Genomic DNA, 12,565 nt, shown 5'->3' with positions numbered 1-12,565 from the left:
ACTCCAATGCCTCCGATTCATTTCACCTACTTTTTGGGATAACCTGCAAATTTTAACATTCAAAAATCGTCTTGGCTTAGTATTTGCCATAAGGCTGTCGATGTTTATCCTTTCGATTCTTCTTTCCTTTTTTCTTCATTTTGGAGCAGCAGGCGTTGTTTCACAGGCGGATTCTGTCGAAACTATTTTCGCTGCTCTAGATCGAGGATCGAGCAGTGACTTAGCAGAGTATTTTGACTCGAGTATTCAGCTCAATGTCAACGGGCAACAGGGCAATTATTCAAAAAATCAAGCTGAACAGGTTTTAAAGGAGTTTTTTAAGAAAAACCCACCCACCAGCTTCTCTGTAGTTTACAAAAGTGAAAACAGTACGAGTCTAAGCTCCTATGTTGGTGACTATCAAAGTAATGGGGGTTCTTATAAGGTTTTTTTAAAAGTCATCGATCAAAAACAACAAGTCAGGCTCTATAGTCTGGAATTTGTTTCTGCTTAAATCCCTTCACATCCTAGGTTCATTCCTGATTTGTTTGGCTATTTTTGCCATATGAATCTCCCATATCTTACCCCACAATCTCTGGATGAGTTTATTCAATCCGCTTTCAAAGAAGATATCGGACCTGGAGACTATTCCTCCCTGTCTTCTATCCCTCTGGGAACGCCAGGAAAAGCACAACTCATCATCAAGGGGGAGGGAATCATAGCGGGAGTAGAACTGGCTGAGCGAATTTTTAAAACTTTTGACCCCAAACTTGAAGTTGAGCTACTGCTCGAGGATGGTCAGCCTGTTACTTTTGGAGAGATAGGTCTTCGTGTTTATGGGGATGCGGTCAGTATTTTGTCATCCGAACGCCTGGTGCTGAATTGCATGCAGCGCATGAGTGGAATAGCCACTCTGACGAATGGGCTCACCCAAAAAATCCTTCACACCAAGGCCAGATTGATGGATACACGCAAGACTACACCTAATTTCCGGCTGATGGAAAAGTGGGCAGTGGCTATAGGTGGAGGAATCAATCACCGATTTGCACTTTATGATATGATCATGCTGAAGGACAATCATGTGGACTTTGCCGGAGGCATCACTCAAGCCGTAAAAAGCACCCAAAAATATCTGCTAGACCATCAACTAAACCTCAAAATGGAGGTGGAAACTAGAAATCTGGATGAGGTGCGAGAAGCCCTAGCCGTAGGTGGTGTGGACTGCATTATGCTCGACAATATGGACTATGCAACCATGCGTGAAGCTGTAGCCATCATCAATGGAGCATGCAAAACAGAAGCATCTGGTGGAATCACTGAGGAAACTCTTGTGGACGTAGCTGAATGCGGGGTGGATTACATCTCCATGGGAGCATTGACACACTCCGTGAAAAGTATGGATATCAGCCTAAAGGCCTTTTAAAACCATTTTTTCCAACGGAAAAATCCCAGCATCAACACAATACTTAATCCCATTCCTCCCAAAACAAAAAAGTAGCCCTGCTTCCATTGAAGTTCAGGCATATATTCAAAATTCATCCCGTATACACCGGCTACGAAGCTCAAGGGAATGAAAATAGTGGAGATCACCGTCAAGACCTTCATGACGTTGTTCATTTTATTGGAAAGCACATTCATGCATAGATCCAAAACGCTATTGGAGAGGTCGCGATAACTATCGAGCATTTCTATCACCTGCGTGATATTCTCGTTTAAATCCTGCAAAAAAGGCAAAATTTCAACTGAAACGTGAGGTTCACTATACTTTTGGAAAATTCCACTTACCTCCCGTAATGGGTGAATAGCTCGACGAATACCCATAAGCTGCTTGCGCTGATAATAAATGGAGTTTAAGGTATCATCACCCGGATTATTGATCGCTGAGTTTTCCAACTCTTCCAATTCAAGACCAATCCCCTCCAAAATGACTATGTAGCTATCAACTATCGAATCTAGCAAGGCATAAAGGAGATAATCCGCTCCTCGTTTCCTGATACTTCCTGTGGCAGTAGCCAACCGGCCACGAACAAATGAAAAAACATCCCCCTCCCTTTCCTGAAAGGTGACCAAAAGCCCCTCCTTCAGTACAAAACTGACCTGCTCCAGATCCAACTGACCTGAATTGTCTATTTTCTGAATCATTTTGACTGAGGTGTGAATATAATCTTGCACCACTTCCATTTTAGGCCGCTGGTCTACGTCCAGAATGTCCTCCAAACTCAGGCGATGAATTCCAAAAAGCTTCCCCAGCTGCTCCATAGCGGCAATGTCATGTAGACCTGTGATGTCGATCCAAAGCACTTTATTTTTTACAGACTTAAGGATCTCTGGCAACTCCTCTAAGCTTAAAGCCCGCTGCTCTAGGCTCTCCTCATTGTACTCGGTGACTTCAATGTGCAGCTCCTCGAGTTTCTTATCTCCAGTAAAAACCAAGGCCCCTGGTGGCAATCCCAGTTTGCTACTTTTATTTTTCTTGAAAAGATTGAAGCCGGGAATCATTGCCCGAGTCAAAATGCTTTTTTTTCTAGCCATTTTTTAAAAATCTTACATTTCTGCTGATTCCAGAAAACTTGGTTCTTTTTAGCGGAGATTTCTTAAATACCTTTCGAAACGTCTCCTCCGTCATCTCTTCCCAATCCCGATTAGTGAACCCTTTCAGCTCCGCAGGAGGGTCAAACTTAGATTCTTGATGTGGTTTGGAAAAACGATTCCAAGGACAGACATCTTGGCAGATATCGCATCCAAAAGCCCAATTTTCCATTTTGCCTTTAAACTCCATCGGGATTTCCTCCTTCAGCTCAATGGTAAGATAAGAAATACATTTGGAGCCGTCCACCACTTGAGGTGCAAGTATGGCATCCGTAGGACAAGCATCTAGACATTTGGTGCAAGTGCCGCAATAGTCTTTGGTGATCGGATCGTCCGGCTTTACATCTAGATCTATGACGAGTTCAGCCAAAAAAAAGAAGCTCCCCTGTTTCCTATTGAGCAATAAGCTATTTTTTCCGATCCATCCTATTCCTGCTTTCTGAGCCCATTGACGCTCCATCACTGGGGCCGAATCCACGAATACCCTCCCCTCAATTTCACCCACTTCTTTTCGAAGAATTTCCAGAAAAGTTTTCAACTTATCCTTGATTACAAAGTGATAGTCCTCCCCATAGGCGTACTTGGCGAGTTTGATTTTTTCTGGCCCTTCAGGTAAAGCTTGCTCCGGAAAATAGGAGTAAGCAAGAGAAACCACCGTTTTGGCACCAGGCACCAGCTTTCGTGGGTCTAGTCTTTTATCAAAGTGATTGGCCAGATAGGACATCTGACCCTGATAGTTTCTGTTGAGCCATTCTTCTAGTCGAGGCGCCTCCTCCTCAAGAAATTCAGCTTTGGCGATGCCGCAAAAGTCAAAGCCTAATTTTTTTGCGGTGGTTTTTATTGAGGAAGCGTTTTTTTCTGAAGGGCTCATGCAAGAGGTATGACTTCAGAAAAGTATCAAAAAAATTACAATTCCTGATTGCTCCGATCCTGATAAAACTGTTCGTCGAAGGTTTCCTTTATTTCTACAGGTGCCACCAGCACTGACCACACCATCCACATCACCAGAAATGGCCCTGCCAAAAACAGTAGCCAAATCAAAAACAAACTCACTTCAAACTGAATCAACGTGACAAAAACTATCAAAGCTCCCGTCACAATCCCCACTACTGTCTTATAGTTGATCATTATTTCATTTATTTGATACAGATGGTAAACTCGTAGGCACAGAAAGTTGTTATGAACGCATGAAAGGATTTCGATTCACGAAATACACCCCCACTCAGGATCCTCAAAAGAATACCTTTGAAAACCTCCTAAATATCTTCCTTCAGCTAGTTACCATGACTGGAGGAGATGTGGCTGAGGCACTTAGCTGGCTTACCAATCTGGATAAGCAGTACCAGCTCACCAATCACAACTACGGAATCGGAGACTTTATCGATGATTTGAAAGAGAAAGGATATCTAACCGAGGAAAACCAAAAAGGAGAGTTTAAAATCACAGGAAAAGCCGAGCAAACGATACGAAAGTCAGCCCTTGAAGAAATCTTTGGCAAACTCAAGCGTGGGAAGTCCGGTCAGCACAAAACCACACATAGTGGACTAGGAGAGGAGCGAGGAACCGATAGACGAGCCTATGAATTTGGTGACAACTTGGACCAAATCGCCCTGACGGACTCGCTAAGAAATGCTCAGGCCAATCACGGGATTGGTGGAGACTATTTGCTCACGGAGGGAGATCTGGAGGTGCAGGAAAACGAGTTTCGCTCGCAAACCTCCACGGTGCTGATGATCGATATCTCTCACTCCATGATTCTCTATGGAGAGGACAGAATCACTCCTGCGAAGAAAGTGGCGATGGCTTTGGCCGAACTCATCAAAACCCGCTATCCTAAAGACACATTGGATATTATTGTCTTCGGAAATGATGCCTGGCAAATTGAAATCAAAGATTTACCCTATCTGCAGGTGGGACCTTATCACACGAATACCGTAGCCGGGTTGGAACTTGCGATGGATTTGCTCCGAAGGAGAAAAAATCCCAACAAGCAGATCTTTATGATCACCGATGGCAAACCTACCTGTCTCAAAGTAGGCATCAAGTATTACAAAAATAGCTTTGGGATCGATAGCAAGATTCTTAGCGAAACCTTAAAGCTATCTGCCCAATGCAGAAAACTGAAAATCCCAGTAACCACCTTTATGATTGCTTCCGATCCATATCTGAAGGAATTTGTGAAGGAATTCACCAAAGTAAATAATGGCAACGCCTACTACAGCTCTCTAAAGGGCCTTGGCGACCTGATTTTTGAAGATTATAGACGAAACCGAACCAAACGCTTTTAAGCATGGAATACCAAAACATGAGTTCTAAAGATCTCCTGAAAATAAAAACATTGGGCCAACTGAAGGCCAGTGGCTATGTCCCCAAATCAATCAAAGAAGAGCTTCGAGACAACCTGATTCAGAAAATCCGGGCGAAAGAAAATGTATTCGAAGGCATTTGGGGCTATGAGGATACGGTGATTCCCGATATTGAGCGGGCGATTCTTTCTAGACATAACATCAACTTGCTCGGCCTTCGTGGTCAGGCGAAAACCCGGATCGCAAGGATGATGACCTTACTTCTGGATGAATATGTGCCAGTGGTCTATGGTTCAGAATTAAATGATGATCCTTTGCAGCCACTTACTTCCTTTGCAAAGCATCAAATCGAAGAAAAAGGGGACGACACTCCCATCTCTTGGTGGCACAGATCGCAACGCTATACCGAAAAATTGGCCACTCCAGATGTGTCTGTGGCAGATTTGATCGGTGATGTGGACCCCATCAAGGCAGCTACAATGAAGCTTTCCTACGACGATGAGCGCGTGATCCACTATGGACTTGTCCCCCGATCACACCGATCCATTTTCGTCATCAATGAATTACCCGATCTGCAGGCTAGAATCCAGGTGGCCCTTTTTAATATTTTGCAGGAAGGGGACATTCAAATTCGAGGTTTCAAATTGAGACTGCCGCTAGATATTCAGTTTGTGTTTACTGCAAATCCTGAGGACTATACCAATCGGGGAAGCATCGTGACTCCACTGAAGGACCGTATCGAGAGTCAGATTATTACGCATTATCCTAAATCTATCGAGATCGGGAAGAAAATCACAGCTCAGGAGGCCAACTTAAAGGGTAAGCCCGTAGATCAGATTCATGTGCCTGCACTGATGCAAGACCTTATCGAACAAATAGCAATAGAAGCTAGAGGCTCTGAATATGTGGATGAAAAGAGTGGTGTTTCTGCTCGTTTGACCATTTCGGCTTATGAAAACTTGATATCAGCAGCAGAGCGAAGGCTTTATATGAATGGAGAGAATTCCACCGTGATACGTATTGCTGACCTCATTGGAGTAATCCCAGCGATCACCGGCAAGGTGGAGCTAGTCTATGAGGGGGAGCAAGAAGGTGCTGGATTGGTCGCCTATAATTTAATCGGCAAGGCCATACGAACCCAGTTTGTAAATTATTTCCCAAGTCCCGAACAAAAGAAAAAAGACAAAGAAGGCAATCCGTACGTCTTACCCTTATCTTGGTTTGGTGAGGGAAATGTATTGGATATTCTGGCCTCTCAGTCAGATAAGGAGTACAAGCAAGCCTTACATGACGTTCCCGGGTTGGAGCAGGTGGTCACCCAAATGGTGAAAAGCCTACCGGAGAAAGAGAAGGAATTCTTTATGGAGTTTGCACTTCATGGCCTAGCAGAGTACTCGCAATTGAGTAAAAATTTACTAGACACTGGACTCCAATTCAAGGACTTGTTTAGCTCCATGTTTGATATGGGCTCGGGAGCCGATGAGGACTTTGATGAAGATGAATTTAACTAAAAGGAAAAGGGCCGAAAGGCTCTTTTTTTATTTCAGCAAGATCAAACCTATCCCCAGCAAAGCAGGCATCGCCTGAATCCAAAAAATCTTTTTGCTGGCTGTCAATGCTCCATAGACACCCGCCACAACTACACAGCTGAGGAAAAATAAGGCCACATTTCTAGACCACTCCGGGTCCGAGATAAAGAATGACCAAACTAAACCAGCCACTAAAAACCCATTGTAGAGTCCCTGATTCGCAGCCAAAGTTTTGGTTTTTGGAAAAAACTCCTTCGGAAACTGTCTGAATATTTTTCGCCCTACGGTTTCCCAGGCAAACATCTCAAAGTATAAAAAGTAGAGATGCAAAAGTGCCACGAGGGCAATGATGATTTTACTGGCTAGCTCCATAGTCTATTTTTTTTCAAAATACATTTTTCAAGTCAATCCTCTCTGAAATTCAAAGAACATTTATCTTTACCCTATGTCAAAAATTGAGCTTCCATCCCCCTTTCAAGATCAGATGCGTGAGCTGCTCGGTGAGGTAGAATATCAGGCTTTTGCCGATGCAGTGGATGAAAACTCCAAGACTTCCATTCGTCTCAATCCCAAAAAATCTCCATTGATTCCTGTGGGCAGCCAACCTGTTCCCTGGTGTGAAAACGCATATCTTCTGAGCAAGCGGCCCTCTTTTACTCGCGACCCTGCGCTACATGCCGGAGCTTACTATGTGCAGGAATCCTCATCCATGTTTTTGGATTGGATTCTGAATTCAATTTCAATACCTAAAGGCGTTTATCTGGATCTTTCGGCCGCTCCAGGTGGAAAATCCACCTTGCTTTCGGCTTATCTTGGGGACGAAGGTCTGCTTGTAGCAAATGAAGTAATTCAATCCAGAGCCCAAATTCTAAAAGAAAATATCATTAAATGGGGCCTGGGAAATTGTGTGGTCACAAACAATGATCCGGAACATTTCTCAGACTTAGAGGGCTTTTTTGATCTGGTACTTATCGACGCTCCCTGCTCAGGAGAGGGTATGTTTCGAAAAGACCCAAAAGCTCGGAATGAGTGGTCTCCAGACAATGTGCAGCTTTGCGCAGCTCGTCAAACACGGATTTTGGATCAAGCAGGCGCCTTGGTCAAAGCTGGAGGGTATCTGATCTATTCCACTTGCACATTCAATCAAAAAGAGAATGAGGAAATGATCCAATTCCTGGTGAATGAGTTTTCCTTCGAGCCGGTTCGACTTCCTCTGAATTCACAATGGGGCATTCGTGAATCTAGCATTTCTGCTGATGATGAGGACTTTTATGGCTACCGCTTTTTCCCGCACTTAGTACCAGGCGAAGGCTTTTTCGTTTCTGTGCTCAAAAGACCCACAGACACCTACAGCTTTGATCCAAAAAAATCGAAAGATTTCAAGCATCCCTTTTTAAAAGAAATTTGGAAGAAGGATTCTGAGGCGCTCGATGAAGAATTGGGAATGGACGGAACTGGGAAATATTACAGTCTAAACGATTCTCTCTTTCGGGTCAATCAGAGTTTTGTACCACATTTCGAAGCCATTCTTTCTGCACTGAATGTACGTTATTTCGGTGTAGAACTAGGTAAAAAACAAGGTGATCATTGGCTCCCAACCACTGCCTGGGCAATGAGCACTTTGCCAAAAGAAGGCTTTGCTAAAAAAGATTTAGAACTAGAGGAGGCCTTGACTTTTTTAAGAAAGCAGGAACTCGAGCAAAATAATTTGCCCGAAGGTTGGGTACTGATTACCTACCAAGGGAAAGGGCTGGGCTGGGTGAAAAATTTGGGTAATCGCGTCAATAATTATTATCCCAAAGAATGGAGAATCCGGCTTTGATTAAACGGGTAGCCTCAAGCCTTTTTTGATTTTCCCTAAAGACTGGGTTGCTTTTTGGGAACTAGTATGATCTAACTCTAAAACCACTTGATCCGAGGAAAGAAACACGAGTTTATGCACCAAAACTACCCCAGATAAGGTTGGAGAAACTCCATTCGGAATATTTGAACTGCGATACTCATGCTGTATCACGTCCAGACGATTCACTGCGGATAAATCCTCCCACTGTCCAAATTTCCATCCGGCAATTCGATCGAACTTTTTGAAGCGCTTTTTGTCAAAATCAATCTCTACACCCGAGAAAGTACTAAGGATAAGCAGTCCCAAAATCACGGCTATCCCTCCAACGAGCCAAATTTTCAAACTGGCTTCAACTCCAAATAGCGGACTAAGCAGAACTCCAATACCAGCCAAAAGCGAAATAACCCCTGGTATAGTCGATCCTCGAGTCCAAAAAGATTGGTTGACATGTTGAAAACTCTTCATCTGAGGAAACTCAATCTGGGAATAAAGTTTTATCCATTCCTGGGACGATCCGCAAAGCGTTTTTGTAATACACTTTTTTCAAAACCTCATCAGAAAGCCCCAATCCGTACATTTTCCAGTAGGCATGATACTTTCTGTAATAAGGAAAATATTCATCCTCAGTCTCTAAAACGCGGAAATAGGTGTGAAACTCTTCTTTATTGTAAGCGTCTTTCCCAAAAAGAATTCGATCCTGATATTTTTCAAAAAATGCCTTCGCTCGGCGTGGCTGCCTCCCAAATTCGGCAATCACTGCTCCGATCCCAAAATTCACATTCGGATATTTTTCCAAATGTGCTTCCGCCTTATCCAGATCATTGGCCATCCAGCCCATATGCGCATTGATAAAAGTAGTACCAGGATGCTTCGCAAAAACATCATGCTGCTCAGAGATTATCTGCTCAAAAGGGGCCGGATCAGTATCACTTCGCTTTCTATTTGGCCTTAGCTTTAGCTCAAGCCAGCGCTCGTTATTCGCGTCAAATGGCTCCCAAAACTGTGCAGGATCGGCTGAGTGAATCAAAACAGGAATACCCAATTCTCCAGCTTTTGCCCAAACAGGGTCTAGATCCGGATGATTGACCGGCACTCGAATCCCATTGATATCGGTTACCGATAGGCCTAGGCTTTTGTATATTTTCAAGCCAACTGCACCCGCTTGAACATCTTCTTCCAATTCTTTCACTGCAATTCTAGTCCAGTTTTCATCCCCAAAGCCGGCAAAATTAAGGTTGGTGAAAACCATAAATCGTCCGGGAGCATGAGTTTCAAATTCCTTCAACATGGATCGAATGTAATCTTGCTGGGAATTACTGGTACCTCGACCGAAACCTCTACCACTTAAATTGACCAGAACTCCCATATTCAATTCCTCCATTTCAGAAAGAAGCCCGTCAATTTTGGCTTCATCAATACCTCCCTGATGGCTATGGATATCCACAAAGGGAAACTTCGCCTTGGTCAAAATATGCTCTGGCACCTTCAAAGTTGACGGTGGATTATACTCCTCGAAAGTAATGTCTTGGCCCAATGCAGAGAAAGTTACGAAGAGAAAAAGAGACAGAAGGCAAGCGAAAAGGCTTCTAATTGGAATAAAACGCATAGAATTAGTTTTTGAACACATACAAATAATCACTTTTCTGGCTCAAAGCCTAACCTTTCACATAATCGTGGCAACAAAAAACCCCGAGAGTCAAATCCCCGGGGTTTCTGTAGTAGATTCTCTAAGCCTTATCTAGTTGTTCCTCCGTCGATGATCTGTCCAAAGAAAATTGCGTTGGCATAAAGCTTATTGGTACCATACCAAAAGGCTCTGAAGTTCATGTTATCGGCAAAACCAATGATTCTTCCTCTACCTACTCCAGATACACGAATCACAGAACCATTTCTAAGACCCTCTAGATTGGAAGGGTGTAAATAACCAGAAGCTAAAGGCTCATCTGTGTAAACCAAAGGATTTGCATAAGGGTTTTTGGATGGCTCCATCCACAGATTATCATTTCTGAAGGTATAGATTTCGGGTTTAGTATATCCAAAACCAACGGGATGGCTCGTGTCCAAAATGGCATTGAAAATAGCTCCACCTGTCACTTTTGCCCCTGTAGCATTGGAATAATCTGCATAGCTCTTTTGAAGTGCCGGAGCCTCCTCAAGTCGATCTCTGAAGCTGAAGTCACCGATCTCGTTACTTGCCAAAAATCGTAAGGCACCACCTTTTGCTAAAAGTGTTCCTCCTGAAGCAACCCAAGATTGAAGGGCATTTGCACCTGATTTGCCAAGCCCACCATAGTTGCCATCAGGCATCAAAATCACGTTATAGCGATCAATCGTAGAACTCCGAACACGATCCATTGGTAACAAAGTCACTGGCATTTCATAGCGCTGATCGAGTAAGTGCCAAATCTCACCCGCTTCATAACTGTCCACTCCTCCATCTACCAAAAGGGCAATTTCTGGTTTTTTAAGTGGTAAAATGGTACGAGAACCAAGATTGACTCCTGAGGTATACCCACTGCTAAGTGCATGGATATCTACGTTTGCTTCTGTAGCGATTTCTTGGAGTTTTGCAAAAAACTCATTCGAATCGAGGCCGCTCTCTCCCGCATCAATTAACAAGGTGCCTCGACCAAACTCTTGCCCTTCTGCAGTAGCAAATGCTTCAGTCGCCACCCGTACTCTAAATCCGTTTTCCATCAAATCAAAGGCAGCTTTTGGTGCATAATAATCTGTCCACGGTAGGGCATATTGATAGGCTCCGGGCGTACCTAAAACTCGTCCAGACTTCAAGGTATGAAATGCTTTATCCACTTGTTGTACATTGGCTAGATTCAGGATTTTACTGTTTAGTGCCATGTAATCTAGATTGAAAGACATAGGGTATGTCCAAGCTGAGATATCGTAGAAAAGACTATCCTGAAAGCTCGTTCTGGTTTCAAACATCGCTTTAATCAAGCGATACTGAGGCTGATTGGCTGGTACGATATAAGCGTTTTCGGCTTGGTATTCTTGTCCATTGACAGAGATGTCTTCTTTTAACTTGAACACCTCAATATCATGCTGCAAGATCAAATCAGCCAGATGAAAGCTTCGAGCATCATCATCTTGACTTCCAAAAATGTAGGCCTTATTTACATCTGCCTCAGATTCGGAAGCAATGTCATCATAGAATTCCTGCATCCAAGCGTTCAACTCTTGTCGCATTTCTATAGCAGCTTTATAGGAAGAAAGATTTGCGGTAAACTGATTCCTGATCGCAAAAGGAAAACTCAACATTCCATTATCACTTTCCTGTAAATGCCCCCTGGCACTGGCTTGCTCAAAAAGAATTCCGATTGAGCCTTGCACATCAGGATAAGTAGAACCTTTTCCATAGTAAAAATCATCGTAGCTCTCCCGCGTAAAATAAAGCGAGCCAATGGCATCAAGAGCCTTGGCGTGATAGGTTCCGATTTTTTCGGTAAGCTGCATGTTTTTCTCTGGAGTCAAAGGGTGAACGCGAGAAGGAATTCCTGGCTGGAAGAAAAAGGTGCTATTCGTGCCCATCTCGTGAAAATCGAGGTGAATATTCGGTAGCCAATCTTGAAACACCCGAACTCGGTTTCTGGACTCTGGATGCTGCACTGGCAGCCAATCTCTATTGAGGTCAAACCAATAGTGATTCGTACGCCCTCTAGGCCAAGCTTCGTTGTATTCAATTCCGTTTGGATCTCCATTCAGGTTATAGGCCTTGAATGAATTCACCCAAGAAGCAAAGCGATTTACCCCATCAGGATTGATGGCAGGATCAAGAAGTAGTACGATATTTTGAAGCTCTGATTCGATTTCATTTGCGGCAGCAAAGTGATAAGCAGCGAGCAAAGAAGCGTTTGCGCCAGAAGCTTCATTCCCATGCACTGAATAGCCCATAAACATCACTACGGGCATATTTTCTGTGTCAATTGATGCATTTGGGTCTCTGAGCTTTTTACGATCGGCTTTGATTTGATCGATTTTGGCAAGATTGCTTGGTGCAGAAATAGTCAATAAAGTCTGTGGTCTTTTCTCGTAGGTCCGTCCAGTTTCTTCAAACTTCACGCGATCGGAAGCTTCGGCTACTGCTTTCATGTAGATCACCAATTGGTCATGAGTTACATGCCATTCACCGACTTGATACCCCAAGACCTGCTCTGGAGTAGGTACTGAAGGATTATAAGTATAGCCTTGCGGCAAATAGTAGGAGAGGTCCACTTGGGCCTGACTGCCCAAAGACCAAGAGATAAAAAGAAAGAGAGCAACTATTTTTTTCATTTTCAGCAAATTTGAATTTTTGGCTAAGT

General features: G+C 43.5%; 12 protein-coding genes. 5 read left to right on the top strand and 7 right to left on the bottom strand.

What is annotated here, in order from left to right; genetic code table 11:
- Positions 1-100 precede the first annotated feature (100 nt).
- Positions 101-493, top strand: a complete 393-nt coding sequence (locus ACFOSV_RS07595) for a DUF4783 domain-containing protein (RefSeq protein WP_377905020.1) — start codon at positions 101-103, stop codon at positions 491-493.
- Positions 494-544: 51 nt separating this feature from the next.
- Positions 545-1,402, top strand: coding sequence for a carboxylating nicotinate-nucleotide diphosphorylase (nadC, locus tag ACFOSV_RS07590; protein ID WP_377905019.1), 858 nt, complete (start codon positions 545-547; stop codon positions 1,400-1,402).
- Here the strand turns inward: nadC and corA are convergent.
- The 3 genes from corA to ACFOSV_RS07575 are packed head-to-tail and all read right to left on the bottom strand — an operon-like array spanning position 1,399 to position 3,696.
- Entirely contained in the window at positions 1,399-2,511 is a 1,113-nt protein-coding gene (gene corA, locus ACFOSV_RS07585) for a magnesium/cobalt transporter CorA (protein WP_377905018.1), read from the bottom strand. The two genes, nadC and corA, sit on opposite strands and share 4 nt — an antisense overlap.
- Positions 2,504-3,439: a tRNA epoxyqueuosine(34) reductase QueG gene (gene queG, locus ACFOSV_RS07580; RefSeq protein ID WP_377905016.1), complete on the bottom strand. Its 936-nt coding sequence runs from the start codon at positions 3,437-3,439 to the stop codon at positions 2,504-2,506. Before queG ends, corA begins: the two co-directional genes overlap by 8 nt.
- Before the next feature lie 35 nt (positions 3,440-3,474).
- Positions 3,475-3,696 (bottom strand): hypothetical protein, encoded by a 222-nt coding sequence (locus ACFOSV_RS07575; RefSeq protein ID WP_377905014.1) that lies wholly within the window; start codon positions 3,694-3,696, stop codon positions 3,475-3,477.
- Positions 3,697-3,755: 59 nt separating this feature from the next.
- On the opposite strand from ACFOSV_RS07575, the gene ACFOSV_RS07570 reads away from it, so the two are divergent.
- Positions 3,756-4,856: a vWA domain-containing protein gene (locus ACFOSV_RS07570; RefSeq protein WP_377905012.1), complete on the top strand. Its 1,101-nt coding sequence runs from the start codon at positions 3,756-3,758 to the stop codon at positions 4,854-4,856.
- Positions 4,857-4,858: 2 nt separating this feature from the next.
- The gene (locus ACFOSV_RS07565) at positions 4,859-6,385 is read left to right on the top strand and encodes a magnesium chelatase (protein WP_377905010.1); all 1,527 of its coding nucleotides are present in this window, start codon (positions 4,859-4,861) and stop codon (positions 6,383-6,385) included.
- A gap of 27 nt (positions 6,386-6,412) precedes the next feature.
- On the opposite strand, the gene ACFOSV_RS07560 is transcribed toward ACFOSV_RS07565, so the two are convergent.
- Positions 6,413-6,775: a DUF1304 domain-containing protein gene (locus ACFOSV_RS07560; protein ID WP_377905006.1), complete on the bottom strand. Its 363-nt coding sequence runs from the start codon at positions 6,773-6,775 to the stop codon at positions 6,413-6,415.
- 73 nt (positions 6,776-6,848) lie between these two features.
- Between ACFOSV_RS07560 and ACFOSV_RS07555 the strand changes: the two genes are divergently transcribed.
- On the top strand, positions 6,849-8,225 hold the full coding sequence (locus ACFOSV_RS07555; RefSeq protein WP_377905004.1) for a methyltransferase RsmF C-terminal domain-like protein: 1,377 nt from the start codon (positions 6,849-6,851) through the stop codon (positions 8,223-8,225).
- Here the strand turns inward: ACFOSV_RS07555 and ACFOSV_RS07550 are convergent, their stop codons facing one another.
- The 3 genes from ACFOSV_RS07550 to ACFOSV_RS07540 form a co-directional block, all read right to left on the bottom strand.
- Entirely contained in the window at positions 8,226-8,711 is a 486-nt protein-coding gene (locus tag ACFOSV_RS07550) for a hypothetical protein (protein WP_377905002.1), read from the bottom strand.
- A gap of 10 nt (positions 8,712-8,721) precedes the next feature.
- Complete coding sequence (locus ACFOSV_RS07545) at positions 8,722-9,852, bottom strand: amidohydrolase family protein (protein ID WP_377905000.1); 1,131 nt, start codon at positions 9,850-9,852, stop codon at positions 8,722-8,724.
- Between the two features lie 128 nt (positions 9,853-9,980).
- Positions 9,981-12,536 carry a M14 family metallopeptidase gene (locus tag ACFOSV_RS07540; protein WP_377904998.1) on the bottom strand — a complete coding sequence of 852 codons (2,556 nt, stop codon included), beginning with the start codon at positions 12,534-12,536 and terminating at the stop codon, positions 9,981-9,983.
- Positions 12,537-12,565: the final 29 nt, after the last annotated feature.

The organism is Algoriphagus namhaensis, assembly GCF_042649705.1.
Classification (GTDB): domain Bacteria; phylum Bacteroidota; class Bacteroidia; order Cytophagales; family Cyclobacteriaceae; genus Algoriphagus; species Algoriphagus namhaensis.
This window is presented reverse-complemented; position numbering and strand designations above follow the sequence as displayed.